Origin of the sequence: uncultured Apibacter sp., from assembly GCF_946479295.1 — a bacterium.
Taxonomy (GTDB): domain Bacteria; phylum Bacteroidota; class Bacteroidia; order Flavobacteriales; family Weeksellaceae; genus Apibacter.
Window position 1 is genome coordinate 85316 of record NZ_CAMLFD010000006.1, and the last position, 20712, is coordinate 106027.

A 20712-nucleotide genomic window follows, 5' to 3' on the forward strand; every position below is an offset into this window, starting at 1 on the left:
CTATTTGTCTCAAATTTTCATATTAATTACAAAAATACATTATTTAATATTATTATTGATTTGAATTAAACTAAGAGCTATCAGTTACATTTTTATCGGTTCTTCAAGTGTTAATATATTAGAGTAAGAAATTCTTCTAACGTTATTTTACCGAAATATAAGGAAAGATCCAGTCCTCTTAATGATTCGGCAACGGATTGTTTGGTGTATTTCTTACCGATGAGTTTATTCTCAATATCTTCTAAATTACCTACTCCGAAAAAATCTCCATAAATCTTTATCGCAGTAATTATTCCATCTTCAACATTTAATTTTAAGTCAATAGAGCCAATAGGAAACCTTTGAGTTCGTTCCATATAAAATTTAGGCGAACGCCCAAAGTTCCATTCCCAATTTGCATATCTTTCTTGTGATATTTTTCTAATTTGACTCCAATCTGACTCTGTCAATTCATACTTAGTGATGTCCTTAATAGAATCAACATTAAAAATAGATAATAAAAGCTTATCTCTAAATTCTTCTATGGTTAATTCCGTTGTAATATAATCTGTAATATTGGCTACCCTGCTCCTAATGGATTTAATTCCTTTAGATTCGATTTTATCTTTTCTAACTTTTAAGGATGTACTCACTTCATCCATGTTGCTATTGAACAACAAAGTTCCGTGGGTAAACATTCTTTTATTGGTTGCAAATTGAGCATTTCCACTTATTTTTTTATCTCCTACCAAAATATCATTTCTTCCTTTTATTTCTGCATTTACCCCCATCTGTTGTAATGCTTTAATGACCGGATTTAAATATCTTTGGTAATTGGAAAAGCTGTTTCCATCGTTTTTAGTAATAAAACTAAAATTAAGATTTCCTCTATCATGATACACTGCTCCTCCTCCCGATAGTCTTCTTACTACTTTTATATTTTTTTTGTCTACATATTCTGTATTTATTTCTTCGATGGTATTTTGGTGCTTACCAATAATTATGGAAGGATCATTTATATAGAAAAGTAAATATGAATTTTCTTCTATTGGCAGATTCATTACTAGATATTGTTCAATGGCAAGATTTATTTCAGGATCGTAATTGTTTTTATTATCTACAAATAACATTCTAATTTTTTTGATCAAAAATACAATAAATACGCTTATACTCTTTTTTAGAATTTATAAAGGGGCTTATATTACTCAATAATAAATTAAAGTTACTTATAAATATTATAGTATATATTTAAATTTATTTAGTTAAAACGGCAAAAAACTATATTTTACGCCTATAAATAGATCATATTAAGCGAAAAATTATAAATTTGCCTGTTGAAAAATCTATCATATGAATTCTTTTATTGAGGAGTTAACTTGGAGGGGATTGATTCATAATTTAATCCCGGGGACAGAAGAACAATTAAATAAGGAACTAACGTTGGGATATATCGGTTTTGATCCAACCGCTGATTCTCTACATGTGGGTAGCCTAGTACCTATATTACTTTTAGTTCATTTTCAAAGGCATGGACATAAGCCTGTTGCCTTAGTTGGAGGTTCGACAGGTATGATTGGGGATCCATCCGGAAAAAGTTCAGAACGTAATTTACAGGATCATGAAACTTTACAAAAACATCTCTTAGGGATAAAATCTCAACTTGAAAGATTTTTAGATTTTGACAGTAACAAGCCAAATTCTGCTATCATGGTAAATAATTATGATTGGATGAAGGATATTACATTTTTAGATTTTGCAAGAGATATCGGTAAGCACATTACCGTTAATTATATGATGGCAAAAGACTCCGTTAAAAAAAGATTAAATGGAGAATACCAAGAAGGCATGTCTTTTACAGAATTTACCTATCAGCTTTTACAAGGATTTGATTTTTATCATATGTATAAAGAAATGGGCGTAAAGCTTCAAATGGGCGGTTCCGATCAATGGGGTAATTTGACAACAGGGACAGAACTTATTAGAAAAAAAATCGGAGAAGAAGCCTTCGCCTTAACTTGTCCTTTAACTACTAAAGCAAATGGCACCAAATTCGGTAAAAGTGAGGGAGGAGAAAACATATGGTTAGATGAAAACAAAACTTCTGTCTTTAAATTTTATCAATTTTGGCTTAATATAACGGATATTGATGCGGAAAAATACATAAAGATTTATACATTCCTATCAAAAGACGAAATTGAATCATTAATAAAAATTCATCAAGATAATCCATCTCTAAGAATCTTGCAAAAAAAACTAGCCGAAGAAGTCACCATTTGGGTACATGGAAAAGAGGAAACAGAAAAGGCAATCAAAGCTTCATCTATCCTATTTGGTAAATCTACAAAAGAAGATTTTTTATCTTTAGATGAAAATACATTTTTATCATTATTTGAAGGAGTTCCTCAAAAAGAAGTTTTTTTAGAAGAACTAAATAAAGGAATTTCAATTCTTGATGCTTTGTCTGAGGTGAGTGGTTTTCTATCATCAAAAAATGAAGCGAAGAGGGCCTTAAAGGAAAATTCAATTTCTGTGAATCAAGAAAAAGTAAAAGAAGATTTTATTATCAATAGCAAAGACTTAATTCAAGGAAAATACGTTTTACTTCAAAGAGGAAAAAAATCATATTTTATTTTAAAAGGTCTTTAATAAAAAAAGTTCATATTTTAAATTAAAATCTAAAAAAACACAATATATATTTTTGTAATACGTAATATAACAATCAGATGAAAGGTCTTATTAAGTTTTATCACCCTGATGAAACCTTAGTGTATCACATCAGGAAATGTTTTTGTAAGGTTGTTTTTCTTAATAAGAAGAACACCTTAGTCGTTGAGGTAGAATCAGACGATGATTTGGATCACGTTGAGGAAGATTCATTTCAAAATGAATATCCGCAGGTATCTTTTTCTATAGAAGATTTTGAAATTCCAGTAAAGACTATTCAACAACTATGTGGAAAATCATTTCAGATACCTTCTTATGAAGAAAAAGAAAATGAAAATGGGGAGGTAGAAGAGTTGTATTATACTAATCTGAATTTAAATGATGAAGAAGATTTGGAAACTGATAACAATGAATTAAAATTCGGAAAAGATGAACAAGGTAATTTAAAACTAATATGGCAAGGCTATTGTGAAGATTTTATCACTCAAGATGAACCGATACGTTTTAAGGTATCATGCTCTTTTATAAATGATATCTTAGAAATAGATGATTAATTTGAATTATTTAAATAAATGAAAAAAATAATAGCTCTCTTTTATATTTTGGGAATGATATCATTTACCCATGCACAAAGTTTTAGTGGTATACACGACCAAAAAATGCAGTTAGGAATTAACGCCTTCGGGTACGGAACTGGAATTACCGCTTCCTATGATTATGGAGTAATGGATTGGCTTTCTTTAGGAGCTGGAGCAGACCTTTACTGGAGTGACGATGATGATAATTTTTTTATTTTCGGGCGTGCTAATTTTCACTTAAATGATCTTTTAGACCTTCCTAAAAATATGGATCTATATCCCGGTATAAATATAGGAGGAAGAAATGAAGGCTTTGGTATAGATGCTCATATTGGTTATCGATATTTCTTCGATGATAGGTTTGGTGCATTTGCAGAACTAGGTAGCCACGGCTCACTTGGGATTATCATAAATTTATAAAATTAAAAAAATATATTAGGAAAGTAATCTTAATTTATATAAGATTACTTTTTTTATTCAAAGTATCGAAAATGGGGATTTGTAGCTAATTCCAGCATATATTTATCTCCTTTACTGTCTCCAAAGGCATATATTTTTAAAAATCTGGCTAATTGAATTTCTCCTACAATTCTAACCACTTTCTGCTGACAATTACAATTAGGTGTTACAAATTTACCAGTAAAAATACCCTCTATGAATTCTGCTTTTGTTGAAATTAGACGAAGTCCTAAATATTTTGCAAATGGTTTAACCCATATATCAAGAGAGGCCGTAACAATATATTTATTCGCTTCATTTGACAAATCTTTTATATATCTCCATGCTTTAGGTCTTATCAAATCGTTTTTTCTTAATTCAAAATATTGTTGCGCTAACTCTTCAATTTCTATATAAGTTTTACCTTTTAAAAATTGTGAAATAAATTGTTGTTTAATTTTTCCGGCATTCAACAATTTAAATCTTACTAGTATAAATAACGGAATAAACTTTATAAAAACATTTTTATAGCTGTAAGGAAATGAAACTTGTAAAAAATCAAACAAAGTATCTTTAGTAGTTATTGTTCCATCGAAATCAAAGAGATATAATCTATTTTCTTCCATTAAAATTGATTCTTTCTTTTTTGTTGAGAGTTTAAATTTTTCCTATGAATATTACATTTTCAATTTTTTAAAAATAAATTCTGGAACATTTTTTACTATTGTCATTATATACCACCAAATACCTGTAACATATATTTTATTTTTTTTCTTCTTATATGCCCTATAAATTATCTCTGCGGCTTTTTGTGGTGTAGCAGTTAAAGCTTTAGGCAATGTCAATCCTATCGTCATTTTTGTATCCATAAAACCAGGAAGAACCGTCATAACATGAACATTTTTATGATAAAGATAATTTCGTAAACCATCTAAATAAATCATAAATCCAGCTTTTGAACTTCCGTATATAAAATTACTTTGCCTACCACGAAGTCCGGCAACAGAAGATAATCCAATAATAGTTCCTGATCCTTTAAGTTCAAATTTTTTAGCAAAATAACTTACTAAGGGAACTAGTTTAGAATAATTTATTTTAATTATTCTTTGTGTATTTATCTCATCGTATAAACCTTCATCCGTATTTTTACCTAAAAATCCTGTTGCACAAAACAATAGGTCAGATTCTATAGTATCAAAAACAGAATAATCCGAATCTTGTATTAAATCAAATTTGATGATTTCTGAATCTTGTTTATGCTTAACTAATAGATGCTTTGAAATTCTTTCTGTTTCACCAGGATTTGATGTTATTAAATATATTTTAGAATACTTTTTATTACCTACTGTGAGAAATTTGTCAACAAATGCTTGAGAAATATCTGAAGTTGCTCCTAGTATTATCATTTCATCTTTAAATTATATAAAATTAAACTTTTACTATTAATTAAATTACCTTTTTGGATCATTTTAAAAATCAGGGTTTATTGATCTGACTATATTTGCATCTATGCGACTTAGTTGTAAATAGGTACAAAACATTCAATTTATTTTTATTTTTTAGATGTATTTTATTATTCAAACAACCAATTGCAATAATCTCTCTAGAATTTCTATTTATTTTAAAATACGAAACTGAATCCCAAATAATTTCCTTATGTAGAATTAAACAATGGAATTATGAGGAAGCTAAGAGTTGAAATGATAACAAATCTATATATTATTCATTATAATCTTTCATATAAGATTAATAATTTTCTATCCTTTTTCTTTGCAACGAATCAAATTTATTAGTTTGAGGAACTTTTACATAATCTATTAAAGATTTATTGGACATGGAATCTTTTGCCAAATAAATTCTTCCTCCATAATATTCAACAATTTCATCCAATTCCCTTACTAATAAAGGTAATTTTTTATTTATTTTGAAATCTAAAGCCAAGCTATAACCATCAATAGGAAAAGAATTATGAGCTTTTAGATTTCCTTTTTTATATAATTTTAATACTGCAAGAAAAGATCCTTGACCACTTTTAGCTATTGCTTTTAAAATTTTTGTCATTCCTTCTTTTCCAACTTTTTTAGGAATAATAAATTGATATTGAATAAATCCATTTTTACCATATATCCTATTCCAATTATTTATAGCATCCAGGGGATAGAAGAAAGTATCATAATCGACAATATTACTAATGATTTTCTTTCTTTGTTTGAAATAATATAAATAATTAAATGCTTTAACACTCCATGTATTTAAAATGAAGGAAGGGAAATCAAAAGGTACATTCAATTTGAATTTTTTCTTAGGCTTTAATGGATTTCTCCCCCATTTAGTAGGTAATTCAGATAATTTAGCATGTTCTCCTACCATTAATATAGATCTACCCATTTTTGCTCCCTTTTGTAAACAATCAATCCATGCTACACTATAGGTCCAGTCTTCCGATTCATCAAAAAATTTAAATATTTCCTCTAAATTATCGGCCTTTAATACTTTTTGATTAATATAAGCAGTTTGTATTCTCTTTAAACTGAATCGAGCCGAAATAATGACTCCTGTTAATCCCATGCCTCCAATGGTATTCCAAAATAAATCGGAATTTTCTGTGGGAGAACACTTTCTTAGCTCTCCATCCTGAGTTATAATTTTAAAATCAATAAGATAATCTCCAAAACATCCTTCTGAATGATTATTTTTTCCATGTACATCAGATCCTATAGCCCCTCCAACCGTTATTAATTTCGTACCTGGTGTAACAGGTAAGAAATATCCTTCAGGAACAATAACATCAAGAATATCAGACAATATAACTCCTGATTCACATTCGAAAATACCATTTTCCCTATCAAAAAATATAAATTTATTCAAATGCAAGGTTGATAATATATTATCATTATTTAATGAATTATCACCATACGATCTCCCGTTGCCTCTAGCAATTATAGAGTTACTTTTTGTAATTATTTTTTTTATCTTTAGTATGTCAGATGTAACATGAAAATTAGTTTTAACTTTAGGATATTTTCCCCAGTTAGTTACATTTTGTTTATTTTCTGCATTACTCATAAAAATTAATTTAAATATTTAAGAATAAAAACCATTATCAACCATAAGATTAAATCTATTTGAAGGAACAAATCTTTATATACTACTTTAGTAGGTGACTCTGTTTTATTATATACAAAGGTTAATTGTAAATATCTAAGAATTCCTATAACTACAAATAACGTTGTATAAATAATGTATTCATGAAAATTTTTTTTAATCACCGGATCTAAGGTATACATAATATAGCATACGACAAAACAGGTAGAAACAACCGTAATAGCTACATCTATAAATTGAAGATTATATCCATTTAAGGCTTTTCTTGTTTGGCCGGTTATTTGTACATTTATTAATTCTCCTCTTCTTTTAGCAATGGCCATAATTAATGCTAAGAAAAAGGTAACTAAAATTGCCCAAACAGATATAGGTAGACTGACTGAAAAACCTCCTACATAAATTCTTAACAAAAAACCTATAGCTATTATAATTACATCAATAATTGCAATTTGCTTTAATTTATAACTATAAGCCAAATTCATAAGAAAATAAATAGTTATTAGGAAGGCTACCTCCCAAGATTGGATAATGAAGCACATAAAATAGGCGCTAAAAAATAATAGTGAGAAAACTATAAATGCTTGATTTATTTTTATTTTCCCAGATGCTAAAGGTCTATTTTTTTTCACCGGATGCATCTTGTCATATTCAATATCCTTATAATCATTAATTATATATATAGAACTTGAAATAAATGAAAAAGAAAAAAAAGCTACTACTGAAATTAATACCATATGTAAATCCAATAATTTACCGGCAAAAAAAATAGGAAGAAAAATAAAAATATTCTTAAACCATTGATGAATTCTAATTAACCTTAAATATTCCACTGATAAAATAAAATAATTATTATGTAAATATATTAATTTTAATATAATCCCCTCTAATATAGGCTAATAAACATTCATCTTAAAAATTAAGTGATAATTGTTCAGGAAATAGCTTAAATGTCTTCCTATGCAAACATGTAATTCCATATTTTAGAATTGCTTTTCTATGGGCAATTGTAGGATAACCCTTATTACTTTTCCAACTATATACCGGGTAATCTTCATGAAAATTTTCCATTAAAATATCTCTGTAATTTTTAGCAAGAATCGATGCCGCTGCAATATTCATAAAATTAGCATCTCCCTTAATTGCGCAACAGTGTGGTATATTTTTATATTCTAAAAATTTATTACCATCGATTAATAAAAATTCAGGAGTAATTTTTAATTGTTCCAGTGCCAAATGCATTGCCAAAAAACTAGCGTTTAAAATGTTAATTTCATCAATTTTTTGTGGTGATACTTCTGCAATTGCATAATCAATTGCATTTTGTCTAATAATACTATCTAGCTCCTTCCTTTTCTTTTCACTTAATTGTTTAGAATCGTTTATCTCTTCGTTAAAAAAATCTTCAGGAAGTATTACAGCTGCAGCTACTACTGGACCAGCCAAACAACCTCTTCCCACTTCATCTAAAGCTGCCTCAAACTTATATTGTGAATATTTTTTTTTCATTTAAAAAATTCTTCTCATAAATCTCAATTGATGAGTATATTTATTTAGATCATAATTAAAAATTCCTGTATAATCCAAACTATCAATACGCACTTTTCCATGAGCATGAAGAATTTTTTGATCAGGAAGTATAAAACCTACATGTACGATCTTACCTTCTTCATTTTCAAAAAAAGCTAAATCTCCAGGTTCTGCTTCTTCTATAAAGCTTAAAACTTGCCCTTCTAATGCTTGCTGATTTGCATCTCTTGGCAATTTATATCCAGCTAATTTATATACCATTTGAACTAGTCCGCTACAATCTATTCCATACGTTGTTTTTCCACCCCATAAATAAGGGGTATTAATATACCTAAATGCTAAATCTAAAATTTGCTCTTTTTTTTGTTTGCCCTTTAATAAAACTTCATCAATTAAGAAATGTTTATCTGGAGCTAATTCAAAAATATTTCCTTTAATAAATCCGCGCAATTCTGCCCCTATAGTAACCGGAAATGGCTGATTATTAAGAACCAAAAGACTAAATGGTTCCGAAACGTATGAACTTTCCTGAGAAAAATTTGCAAATTCTATTTCACTAAGAATGTATATCTGTTTAAAATCTACCCAACCTTCGTATCCATCAAAAATAATTTTAACTTTCACCCATTGTTGTTTAACATCTATTATTTCACTAAGTTCTCCAAACAACAATTGAGTTACCATTTCTGAGGTATCAGAAGGTTCTTTTCGTACTGGAGCAACACTTACTTGACAAATGGATTTACTCATAACTGCAAATTTATTTCTTTCTTATAATACTTATACCATCTCTTATAGGTAAAATTACTACTTCTAAAGACGAATCTAACCTTACATAGGTGTTAAATTCCTTTATAAATTCAGTTTTTTTGTCTTTAAAATTCTCAACAACTTTTCCTTTCCACAAAATATTATCTGCTATAATTATTCCGCCTGAGCGCAACTTAGGTTTAAGCAACTCTACATAAGTTACATAATTTTTTTTATCTGCATCTAAAAATACAACATCAATATTTTGTTCAATCTGCGGAATCACTTGCAAAGCATCATTCAAAACAAAATCAATTTTTTTAGAAAATTCAGATTTTTGAAAATATTTTTTCGGTATATAAGCCGTTTCATAATTACTATCAATTGTAATTATTTTACCCGATTCTGAAAGGCCTTCTGCCAGACATAAAGTAGCATATCCGGTAAAGGTACCTATTTCTACAATTAAATAAGGAGATATTAACTTGGAAATCATACTCAATATTCTTCCTTGTAAAATACCGGATAACATATGGGGTTGTGTTGTTTTTAAAAAGGTTTCTCTTCTTAACTCTTTTAATAATACCGGCTCTTCTGTACTATTTTTCTCAATATAATCTTCTAATAAAGGGGTTAACTCCATTTTTTATATTATTCTTTACAAATATAATTTGTTTAAAAAAAATATTAATATTAAATAGCATTTTATCCAAAATAATCGCTCTAATATTTATAATAGTTTATAAAAATAATTAATGCCTATTAAAATTTACTCTTATAAAAATTTAAAAACAGAAAATACCAAAAAACCTATTTTCACATTAATAAATAATATAAAAATTAAAATTATAACTAGATTATAATATAAATAAAAAAATAATTATTTTTAATATTAAAGTTAAATAAATAAAGAAGTATAAGATGCAAAAATATATATGCAAGATAAATAAAATATTATAAAATAATATCAAATAAAAGAAAAATGTAAAAATGTCAGCCTATATTTTCTAATGAACACTAGTGGAATTTGTTCTAAAAAGTGTTAAAATTTTTAATTAAAAATTTATCAGAAATAAGCTATAACCCTTTATTTTAGCCTACCACACGATATTATCAAGTTTTTTATTTATTGTTAAAAAATACAGAAGATTTTTGTTTATAAAATAATGGCATGATTTTTTCCTACCTTATGCCATATTAACACTAAATAGTATAACAATATGTTTGAAATTTTCAAAGACAAAGAAGGAGCTTTTTTCTTTAGATTAAAAGAAAAAAATGGTCAAATTATTCTTGAAAGTGATGGGTATACACAAAAAACAAATTGTCAAAAAGGAATTAGTTCTGTAAAAAGAAATTCCAAAAATGAAGACCGTTTTGAAGTGAAACAAGCATCTAACAAAAAATGGATGTTTAGTTTAAAATCCGGTAACGGACAATTAGTAGGGACCAGTTCTTATTTTGATTCTGAAACCGATGCTAAGAATGGTATTAGAACAGTTATGAAAACTGCACCCGTATCCGAAACAGTTGACTTATCAAAAAAATAGATTCCATAAATTGTTATCTAAAATGAAAAAACCATCTTATAAGATGGTTTTTTCATTTATAACAGTAAAAAATTTTTTATTTTCCTATCTTTGTATATCTTCTATAGGTAAGAAAAATATATTTTCAATAGATAAGCAAATTCAAATACAAACTTTTGAAAACCAATAATAAAATAAAAACCCATTCGGATCAAGATGTGGTTTTAATAAAAAATGCACATCTTCATAACCTTAAAAATATAGATGTTTTAATTCCTAAAAATAAATTAACCGTAATTACCGGTGTATCTGGAAGTGGCAAATCTACATTAGCTTTTAACACTTTATATGCTGAAGGGCAAAGACGTTATGTTGAAAGTCTGAGCTCCTATGCTCGTCAATTTTTAGGAAAATTAGAAAAACCTCAAGTAGATGATATTAAAGGACTTGCTCCTGCTATAGCTATTCAGCAAAAAGTTATTTCCGGAAATCCAAGATCAACAGTAGGTACTTCCACTGAAATATATGATTATTTAAGACTATTATTTTCAAGAGTAGGTAAAACATACTCTCCCATATCAGGGCAAGAAGTAAAAAAAGATGAAGTATCTGATGTAGTAGATTACATACAATCTATACCTGAAGGAGGAAAATTTTTATTATTAGCTCCAATAAGTACTATAGATAAAGACTTTAAAACTTTTTTAAATACATTAAAAAGTCAAGGATACGTGAGGCTTGAGGTAGGAGGTAATATTGTCACTATAGAAGATTTGGAGAGTTTCGGATTTGTTCCTGAGGCAAACACCAAAATAAACTTGGTTATTGAAAGATTTTCAGTAGAACATAATGATGAGTTTCTACAAAGATTTGCCGATAGTGTACAAATTGCTTTTTATGAAGGAAAAGGATCTTGTTTCATAAAAAATGTAGATACCCAAGAAACTAAATCTTTTTCCAATGCTTTTGAACTCGATGGCATTAAATTTAACGATCCTACCATACATTTTTTCAGCTTTAATAATCCTTATGGAGCTTGCTCTACTTGTGAAGGATATGGAAAAATTTTAGGCATAGATGAAGATCTTGTAGTTTCCAACAAAAATCTATCTGTTTATGAAGATGCTATTGTCGCATGGAGAGGAGAAAAAATGAGCGAATGGAAAGATGAATTTATTAAAAAAGCATCTAAATTAAACTTTCCTATACATAAGCCTTATTATGAGTTAGATGATAAACAAAAAGAAATTTTATGGAGAGGTACGGGAGATCAGCAATTTCCTTGTCTTAACAATTTCTTTAAAATGGTAGAAGAAAATACCTATAAAATACAATACCGAGTAATGCTTTCCAGATACAGAGGTAAGACAATTTGCCCTGTATGTAAAGGAAGTCGTTTACGTCCTGAAACCAATTATGTAAAAATAAACGGGTATTCCATTAATGACTGGACAGAATTACCTATGGATCAATTACATGGTATAATAAAAAATTTAGAACTTAATGAGTATCAGAAAAAGATTGCTAAACGCTTACTCTTTGAAATAAACAGTAGAATAGAATTTCTTTTAGATGTCGGTTTAGGATATTTAACTTTAAATCGAGCTTCTAATACTCTATCCGGAGGTGAATCCCAGCGTATTAATTTGGCAACTTCTTTAGGGAGTAGCTTAGTAGGCTCTATTTATATTTTAGATGAGCCAAGTATTGGACTGCATGGAAGAGATACCTATCGCTTAATATCAGTATTACAAAAATTACGAGATTTAGGCAATACCGTTGTTGTAGTCGAACACGATGAAGATATTATGAAAGCAGCCGACTATTTGGTTGATATTGGTCCGAAAGCAGGTAACCTAGGGGGGAATGTTGTATTTTCCGGAACTTATTCCCAAATGATTAAAACGCATACTTTAACGGCTGAGTATTTAAATGGTGAAAAAAAGATTGAAATACCTAAAACCAGAAGAAAAACAAAAGAATTTATTGAAATTACTGCGGCTAGACAAAATAATTTAAAGGGTATTGATGTAAAATTGCCATTACATTGTTTAACGGTAATAACAGGTGTAAGCGGTTCTGGAAAAAGTACCTTAATGAAAAACATTGTTACGCCTGCATTACAAAGAAAATTAGGAATAAATGGAGATAAGCCAGGCAACTTTTCCGAATTAAAAGGAAATTGGAGTGAAATTAAACACCTTGAGCTGATTGATCAAAACCCTATTGGCAAATCCTCACGCTCTAATCCGGCTACTTATGTTAAAGCCTTTGATGATATCCGCGACCTATTTTCCAAGCAAAAGCTTAGTAAACTTAATAATTTTAAACCGAAACATTTCTCTTTCAACGTTGAAGGTGGTCGTTGTGAAACCTGTTTAGGAGAAGGCGTTATAACCGTTGAAATGCAGTTCATGGCTGATATCGAATTAGAATGTGAAACTTGTCATGGAAAAAAATTTAAGCAAGATATTTTAGAAGTAATGTATGAAGGAAAAAATATAGCAGATGTATTAGAAATGACTATATATGAAGCTATAACTTTTTTCAAAACACATAATCAAGATAAAATTTCAACTAAACTTCAACCTTTGCAAGATGTCGGCTTAGGTTATTTACAATTAGGGCAATCTTCAGGAACATTATCGGGAGGTGAGGCACAACGAATAAAATTAGCTTCATTTCTAGTAAAAGGTAATTCTTCAGAAAATACTCTATTCATTTTCGATGAACCTAGTACTGGTTTACATTTTGATGATATAAATAAATTGCTTAAGTCATTCAATGCTTTAATTGAAAATGGCCATAGTATTATGGTTATTGAGCATCATCCGGACATTATTAAATGTGCTGATTATTTAGTTGATATAGGTCCTGAAGCCGGAATTAATGGAGGGAATGTCGTTTTTCACGGAACACCTGAGGAGATTATTAAATGTAAACAATCTTATACGGGACAATTTTTAAAAGACAAGCTATAAATGTAAAATTTATATAAGTTTCTTTAATAATTTATACGTTTAAATACAATATGAAGATAACAAAATTTTAGAATTAAATAATTTGGTTTCATAAAATTAAAAAACACCGGAAATATCCGGTGTTTTTTAATACAAAATTTTTAATAATTAGCCTTTAGCTTCATTCATCTTGATTAGATTTAGAGCTGAACCAGCTTTGAACCATTCAATTTGTCCTTTATTATAGGTATGATTGGCTTCAATATTTTCTTTATTACCGTCGGAATGCACTAATTCTATAGTAAGTGATTTTCCTGGAGCAAACTTATCTAAATCTAAAAAATTAATTATATCATCTTCCTGAACTTTATTATAATCGTCTGGATCAGCAAATGTCAATGCTAACATGCCTTGCTTTTTAAGGTTTGTTTCATGAATTCTTGCAAAAGATTTCACTAATACAGCTCTAACCCCTAAATGTCGAGGCTGCATTGCGGCATGCTCTCTTGATGAACCTTCACCATAATTGTAGTCACCTACTACTAGGGTCGGCACTCCATCTGCTTTATATTTTCTGGCAGAATCAGGAACAGCCATATATTCTCCAGTATCTTCATTTTTAACTTTATTGGTTTCCATGTTAAAGGCATTCACAGCACCAATCAAAGTATTGTTAGATATATTATCTAAATGTCCTCTAAATTTCAACCATGGGCCTGCCATTGAGATATGGTCTGTAGTGCATTTTCCGTATGCTTTAATCAACAGTCTGATTCCAGTAATATTTTTACCGTCCCAAGCCGGAAAGCTTTCTAGTAATTGTAACCTTTCCGAGGTAGGAGAAACCTCCACGTTTATAGCTGAACCATCTTCAGCCGGTTTTTGATATCCCGGATCATCAACCTCAAAACCTCTAGGGGGAAGCTCAAAACCTTTGGGTTCATCTAACATTACCTTTTCGCCTTCATCATTAGTGAGTTTATCTTTACGAGGATCAAATCCTAAATCCCCGGCAATTGCCAATGCTGTTACTAATTCAGGGGAAGCCACAAAGGCATAGGTATTTGGGTTTCCATCAGCTCTTTTGGCAAAATTTCTATTAAAAGAATGTACAATTGTATTTTTCTCTTGTTTATCTGCGCCTTCTCTTGCCCACTGACCTATACAAGGTCCGCAAGCATTAGCAAATACCTTTCCTCCTATCTGATCAAAAATACTTAAATATCCATCTCTTTCTACTGTGTAACGCACTAATTCTGACCCAGGTGTAATGGTATAATCCGCCTTAGGGCTAATTTTTTTATCTGCTGCTTGTTTAGCTATTGATGCTGCTCTTGAAATATCTTCATAAGAAGAATTCGTACATGACCCTATTAATCCAACTTCCACTTTTAAGGGCCACCCGTTTTTTTCAGCAACTTCTTTTATAAGTGAAATAGGGGTTGCAATATCTGGCGAAAAGGGTCCGTTAAGATGAGGTTCTAAGCTATTCAAATCTATTTCAATCAACTGATCGTAATATTTTTCAGGATTTTCATAAACCTCTTTATCAGAACGAAGATCATTTTTTATTTTATCCGCCATTTCAGCAACTTCAGTACGACCGGTAACTTTTAAATATTTAGACATATTTTCGTCATAAGCAAATATAGAAGTAGTTGCTCCTACTTCTGCCCCCATATTACAAATAGTCCCTTTTCCAGTAGCTGATAAAGACTCAGCACCTTCCCCAAAATACTCTATGATACATCCTGTGCCGCCTTTAACAGTTAGAAGACCGGTAACTTCTAATATTATGTCTTTAGATGAAGCCCATCCATTCAGTTTTCCTTTTAAGTGGATACCTATTAATTTTGGAAATTTTAGTTCCCAGGACATCCCTGCCATAACATCTACTGCATCTGCTCCTCCTACTCCGATTGCTATCATTCCCAAGCCTCCTGCATTAGGTGTATGAGAATCTGTTCCTATCATCATTCCACCAGGAAATGCATAATTTTCAAGAATGACCTGATGTATAATTCCTGCTCCGGGTTTCCAGAATCCTATTCCGTATTTATTAGAAACAGAAGACAAAAAATTATAAACTTCATTATTTTTATTAATTGCTTCCTGTAAGTCTTTATCCGCCCCAACTCTTGCTTGAATTAAATGATCAGCATGAACTGTAGAAGGAACAGCTACTTTCTTTTTTCCCGCTTGCATAAATTGAAGTAAGGCCATTTGAGCGGTTGCATCTTGCATTGCGACTCTATCCGGAGCAAAATCAACATAAGATTCACCTCTAATAAATGCTTCAGACGGATTTTTTTCAAACAAATGTGAATATAATATTTTCTCAGAATAGGTTAAAGGCCTGCCTACTAATTCTCGAACGGCATTAACCTTCGACTGATAACGGCTGTACACCGTTTTAATCATATCTAAATCAAAAATCATATAGTAATTTTATTTTATGCTTTATTGTACTTTAACAAATTAACTTAACTTACCTAATGCCTAATTATAAGCTTTGGTCTAAGGTAGTGTTAAGCCATGATATTTTTCATATGCCTTTAAATATACAATTTTAAAATTAATATGTGCATTTTTTAATTTATTTGACAAATATTTATATACATTCTAAATAATTGATTATTATTTTTACTTTTAAACTGTTAAAAAGAAATAATTCATATAATTTTTTTCAATACATGAATAAAAATTATTTATTTAATATTTTAATTTTTATTAATATCAATTTAATATTCAATTGGAATATATTAAAATTTAAAATTATCTTTTTTATTATCGTTTTATTATCATTTTATTAAAAAATACTCATTAATTTGAAACAACTTGAAACAACATATATTTAAAGGATTAAACTACTTGTTTAATCCTTTAAATTAAATAATTAAATTGATAATAAAAATGGCTCTCTTTTAAAAAAGAGAGCCCCAACTACACTAATTAGTTGCTAAATCATAACAATAGGTGCTTAATAATTCTAAAATTTGTACATGACAAATATATTCTATTATTATTAATCTAAATTGAGGAATCCCGTAATGGTATTTTTTTTTTATAAAATATTTAAAAAAAAAGAAAAGTCTTAAAAATAATATTCCCCTTAAAAACACTTATATAATAACAAATTGATTCAAAATAAATTAATTTTATAAATATAAATACTCAGATAAATAATATCGAAATATGAAATATATCATATTAAAAAAATAAAATCAAAAATATAAAGATATATAATCAATATATTTTTATGATTAAATTTTCACTATTTTCTTATCTAGAAATATTAAATATCTACCTAAATAATAAAATTACAACATTAAGATAATTTAAACTATTAAAAAATAATAAACACATATAATTTAACTACAAATAAAAAAATAACATAATATAGATATTATTATTTAGCATATATCAATTTAATAGACCAAACATTTTTTCATTTAAACGATTAAGCATAATCTGTATTTTATTATTTAAAAATTTTATTCTTAATTATCTTTCTATTAATCCTTTTATTTTCTAATTTTATTTTTAAAGTTTTTCCGTCGTCATATCTCCCGTATCTAAGCTTATATATATTTAAAGAATAATCTATTAAAAATAAAATTTATTAGCTGAAGTTTAATATCTTGTAATTTTAAGAGTTATTTGTATTTTATTACAATGATATTTCCCGATATTTGAGGATTCGTTCATATAACAATTTCAGCGACCTTTATATAATCAAATAATGGATTATCGGAGATGCAATTATATATCAATCCTTTCATTTTAATGATTTATAAATTATTTTATCTTATCAAGAAAAGCGATATTTACATCTGGATTTTTCTATAAAATTACTTCGCCTTTCAAAAACTTTTTTCGGATTGACCATCCTATCCTATTGTAAGTGTTTCTTATTTTTGTTCTTTTGGATATTCATTTAGCAGTCTAGCCTAAAGCCAAAATATTTTCCATTTTCTCAAACAAAGTCAGATTACTTCATTTAATTTCTTCTTTAATGTTTTTGAAAAATATTCTGCTCAGAATTTCATATTATCTATTTAAATCTGAAGACCTATTTGACACAGATTTCTCATTCTACTTATCCACTCGAAACTATATTTGAGGATGGTATAATTATATAGAGGGTAAATCTGTTTAGAGACAATTGTTAATTTACCATAAAGACTGAAAATATTGTCTTTTTTTACCAACAAAATAAAGTCCCTATCTTTATAAATAGATTTACTAAATAAATATTTATTTTTTTGTATGTAATGTTGTGAAAAAATTCCACATCTATATGAGCTAAAAAAGTTAATTTAAGATTCTTTTTATTGATTCCGCATATCTAAAATTTTAGTAATATCTAGATTTAACCTCTATCTAAAACTATTTAAATATCCTTATATACTTCCCTTTTATGATTTTTATTAATGATCTTACCTCTTCTTACTTTAAAGTCGCGATTGCAATAATACTAATCTATCCTTTTTTACCTTACAATATTGAAATATTATTTATTTCATTTTGAATAAAGGTTTTTATAATAAGTAAATTTATATAAATAATATATCGTCTTTGGATCATTTGATAATGATTGGTCATCTCCAAACATATATTTTTCCTATTCTGCATTTTTATACCATCCTTTCCAGTTGGATAGGTTATAATAATTATTCTTTTCAAATTTATTTCATACTTTTTTTGGTATCCTAATAGTGTATTAATTTCTTTATAAACATTTGATTATATCAATAGGCTTCATTATATTCTCTAAAAGCGAATAAGGGAGAATATTTTTTTAATTTTAACAATTGATTGATTATTTTCAATAAAACTATACTGCCAATGTTTTGAGATTCCAATAGATCGTTATATAATCTCATTATCTTTAATTTTCATCTGCATAGGCTCTAAAAAATATGTCCCTGCTTTAAGTACATTCCAACGACATTGTTTTTCTTTCTGGTTTTATAATAACCCCTAGCCAAAAGAATTCTTCCTTTATCTCTCTTTCAATTTTTTTATGCTTCAATTGCGTTCTCATGCTCTTCTCTAAAACTTTCCACAAAGCCTCCATATTTATTTTTTAATAATTACCTAGACTTATAATTAAAGGATATATAGATTATAATAAACGAAGTGAGAGATCATTGAAAGGAGGTGAATTTATAAGATAATTCTTTTTGATAAATACCCTCAGAATTGTATTTTATTCGGTAAAACAGCTAATCCTCTTATCAAAGTAAACTTTGATTTGTTTTTTTAAGATCATTCTGTTACATCCAAAATATGCTCTACTATAAAGATATACGCATATTATTCCAAGATTTATTTTGTATTATTTTTGATTTACTTTTTTGCATTTTTTGCTATAAAAAATAAAGCTATAATTAAAAAAACATCAATTAGTATTAAAAATATCCCCTGTTCAAATAAATAGGCAGTCATTGCTTTTTCATCACCAGCATAATCATTTAACGCTATATAATCTTGCAAATTAAAACCTATCAATACAAAAGAGTATAGACTAAGAAAAACAATTATAATTGTTAAAATGATTATAATTAACTTTAATGGGAATCCTTTCTTATTCATGTAAAATTTCTTCAGAATCAATTTCTTTTGTTTTTGTCCAAGTGGATCGTTTATTTATGATAATATAAAATCTTTTCGATGGGTCTTCATTTTTCAATTCAGATATTTTATTGGTTATTTTCAGCCAATGAGCATTACTTGTATCATCATCATAATCATCATCTTTAGATGCTTTTTTTGCTAATGCCTTTGTTTGATAGATATCATTGGCAGGAATAAAAGCGAAACATCCTAAAGAGCCACCTAACCATTGCATTTTTGCTCCTTTTGTATCTAATCTGTATACACCTCCAATATGTAACATCACATTATGGGCTTTATTCGGTTGTTTTCTTTTATCCCCTATTGAGATTCCGTTTATATCTATTTGTGTTTCAAAAGGTTCAGCCTTAATTGTCCTGGACTTATTCTGCATTAAAAAATATCCTTTACAATCGTTCGGAGCTTTTGAAGGGAATTTAACTTCTTCTGTGTAATAAAGATTTTTATTTCCATCTAAAGGCTCAAAAGTTCTATTTAGTAAATGTGCTTTACCATTTTTCTCTCCTAAATAATACCATGCGTCTCGGGTAACATTAAATTCTATAATATCTTTAGTCTCTCCATTTTCAAAAAATCTTAAGTAAGCTCGATATGTAGAAACCACAACGGCAGGCTCATAGGTATATAAAGCACTTGTAGCTGCAGGGTGCCCATATAATTTTTGTATGGTATATCCAGTCTTTTGTGTTGAAATATATAATTTAGGATATTTACCCTCAATTAAATTAGTTACAGATACTTTTTCCGATGGCTTCTTAAAATATGCATAAACAGTAAATCTTGTTTTTTTAGAATTTCCAGATATTTTAAAACTTACTTTTTTATTCCCTTTCGAAATAGGATGATCTGTATAGAGTTCACCATCATCAAATTGAGTAGCCCATTTTAAATCTTTAAGTTCTGACTTTTTAGGAATTCGATTAAACTGAATAACTTTATATATATATTGTATATTATCTTTTATAATATCGACTTTTTTATCTTGCCCATCATAAGGTCCGTCCAATTTTACTACTCGTAAAGGTAGCGGTGGTTTATAATTATTCAAATATAGTACACCACTTTGTTTTCCGTTCATTAGCACCTTTTGGGGAGAATTAAAAGTCAAATCGCCTTTGGTTGCAGTAAGAGTTATAGATTTTTTAGCTTTTTTTACACTTTCACCTCCTATAATACGTATTATTTTGCCTTTAGACATTTTATAATTATTTTAGTATAAACTGGTTTGTTGTGCACTGTTCGATTTTACTAAAGAACCACTTTCTAAATTAATTATATCTTCATCAGTACTATAAGTACTTTTTTTCGAAGTTTCAATCAATTCCTTTGCTTTACTTTCTCTACATGAGCTAGCCCTTTCAAAAATATTAGTAGCAGATAAATTATAATCATTTCCGGCCATTGTTGATATATTTCCTCCGGCACTCATGCTTATATCCTGCGAAACTGAAACCATTATATTTTTAGCATCCATAAATATAGTTTCCGGAGCATTCACTTTTATGTTTCCCTTACCATCCATAAACATTGTATTGCCACTGG

Annotated in this window: 18 protein-coding genes and 1 pseudogene; 5 read left to right on the forward strand and 14 right to left on the reverse strand. The window is 28.5% G+C overall.

Features of this window, described 5'->3' with window-relative positions:
- Positions 1-110 precede the first annotated feature (110 nt).
- Positions 111-1109, reverse strand: a complete 999-nt coding sequence (locus Q0T35_RS05945; protein WP_295809387.1) for a lipoate--protein ligase — start codon at positions 1107-1109, stop codon at positions 111-113.
- Between the two features lie 220 nt (positions 1110-1329).
- Between Q0T35_RS05945 and tyrS the strand changes: the two genes are divergently transcribed.
- The 3 genes from tyrS to Q0T35_RS05960 all read left to right on the forward strand — a co-directional run bounded on the left by tyrS (position 1330) and on the right by Q0T35_RS05960 (position 3641).
- Positions 1330-2625, forward strand: a complete 1296-nt coding sequence (gene tyrS / locus Q0T35_RS05950) for a tyrosine--tRNA ligase (RefSeq protein WP_293916316.1) — start codon at positions 1330-1332, stop codon at positions 2623-2625.
- A 77-nt stretch (positions 2626-2702) separates the two neighbouring features.
- Positions 2703-3197: a hypothetical protein gene (locus Q0T35_RS05955; RefSeq protein WP_293916314.1), complete on the forward strand. Its 495-nt coding sequence runs from the start codon at positions 2703-2705 to the stop codon at positions 3195-3197.
- An 18-nt stretch (positions 3198-3215) separates the two neighbouring features.
- Positions 3216-3641 carry a DUF6646 family protein gene (locus Q0T35_RS05960; protein WP_293916312.1) on the forward strand — a complete coding sequence of 142 codons (426 nt, stop codon included), beginning with the start codon at positions 3216-3218 and terminating at the stop codon, positions 3639-3641.
- A 53-nt stretch (positions 3642-3694) separates the two neighbouring features.
- Here Q0T35_RS05960 and Q0T35_RS05965 read toward each other — a convergent pair whose 3' ends face one another.
- From Q0T35_RS05965 to Q0T35_RS05995, 7 genes are all read right to left on the reverse strand, one after another.
- A complete protein-coding gene (locus Q0T35_RS05965; RefSeq protein ID WP_293916310.1) occupies positions 3695-4285 on the reverse strand; it encodes an HAD-IB family hydrolase in 591 nt (196 codons plus the stop codon).
- Between the two features lie 51 nt (positions 4286-4336).
- On the reverse strand, positions 4337-5065 hold the full coding sequence (locus Q0T35_RS05970; protein WP_293916308.1) for an SDR family NAD(P)-dependent oxidoreductase: 729 nt from the start codon (positions 5063-5065) through the stop codon (positions 4337-4339).
- Between the two features lie 340 nt (positions 5066-5405).
- Positions 5406-6725, reverse strand: a complete 1320-nt coding sequence (locus Q0T35_RS05975; RefSeq protein ID WP_295841333.1) for an FAD-binding oxidoreductase — start codon at positions 6723-6725, stop codon at positions 5406-5408.
- Between the two features lie 5 nt (positions 6726-6730).
- Positions 6731-7594, reverse strand: a complete 864-nt coding sequence (locus Q0T35_RS05980; RefSeq protein WP_295841334.1) for a UbiA prenyltransferase family protein — start codon at positions 7592-7594, stop codon at positions 6731-6733.
- Positions 7595-7673: 79 nt separating this feature from the next.
- Positions 7674-8270, reverse strand: a complete 597-nt coding sequence (locus tag Q0T35_RS05985; RefSeq protein ID WP_295841335.1) for a ribonuclease HII — start codon at positions 8268-8270, stop codon at positions 7674-7676.
- Entirely contained in the window at positions 8271-9041 is a 771-nt protein-coding gene (locus tag Q0T35_RS05990) for a C40 family peptidase (protein WP_295841336.1), read from the reverse strand. It abuts the gene before it with no gap.
- A 10-nt stretch (positions 9042-9051) separates the two neighbouring features.
- Complete coding sequence (locus Q0T35_RS05995; protein WP_293916298.1) at positions 9052-9684, reverse strand: class I SAM-dependent methyltransferase; 633 nt, start codon at positions 9682-9684, stop codon at positions 9052-9054.
- A 577-nt stretch (positions 9685-10261) separates the two neighbouring features.
- Between Q0T35_RS05995 and Q0T35_RS06000 the strand changes: the two genes are divergently transcribed.
- Positions 10262-10591 carry a YegP family protein gene (locus Q0T35_RS06000; RefSeq protein WP_293916296.1) on the forward strand — a complete coding sequence of 110 codons (330 nt, stop codon included), beginning with the start codon at positions 10262-10264 and terminating at the stop codon, positions 10589-10591.
- 155 nt (positions 10592-10746) lie between these two features.
- Complete coding sequence (gene uvrA / locus Q0T35_RS06005) at positions 10747-13551, forward strand: excinuclease ABC subunit UvrA (RefSeq protein WP_295841337.1); 2805 nt, start codon at positions 10747-10749, stop codon at positions 13549-13551.
- A 147-nt stretch (positions 13552-13698) separates the two neighbouring features.
- Here uvrA and Q0T35_RS06010 read toward each other — a convergent pair whose 3' ends face one another.
- From Q0T35_RS06010 to Q0T35_RS06035, 6 genes and pseudogenes are all read right to left on the reverse strand, one after another.
- The gene (locus tag Q0T35_RS06010; protein ID WP_295841338.1) at positions 13699-15969 is read right to left on the reverse strand and encodes an aconitate hydratase; all 2271 of its coding nucleotides are present in this window, start codon (positions 15967-15969) and stop codon (positions 13699-13701) included.
- A gap of 2312 nt (positions 15970-18281) precedes the next feature.
- Positions 18282-18416, reverse strand: a complete 135-nt coding sequence (locus Q0T35_RS06015) for a hypothetical protein (protein WP_293919378.1) — start codon at positions 18414-18416, stop codon at positions 18282-18284.
- A gap of 47 nt (positions 18417-18463) precedes the next feature.
- The gene (locus Q0T35_RS06020) at positions 18464-18610 is read right to left on the reverse strand and encodes a hypothetical protein (protein ID WP_293919377.1); all 147 of its coding nucleotides are present in this window, start codon (positions 18608-18610) and stop codon (positions 18464-18466) included.
- 272 nt (positions 18611-18882) lie between these two features.
- Positions 18883-19128, reverse strand: coding sequence for a hypothetical protein (locus Q0T35_RS06025; protein ID WP_293919376.1), 246 nt, complete (start codon positions 19126-19128; stop codon positions 18883-18885).
- Positions 19121-20368, reverse strand: a complete 1248-nt coding sequence (locus Q0T35_RS06030) for a hypothetical protein (protein WP_293919375.1) — start codon at positions 20366-20368, stop codon at positions 19121-19123. Before Q0T35_RS06030 ends, Q0T35_RS06025 begins: the two co-directional genes overlap by 8 nt.
- 12 nt (positions 20369-20380) lie before the next feature.
- A pseudogene (locus Q0T35_RS06035) lies at positions 20381-20712 on the reverse strand (hypothetical protein); the annotation flags it as partial.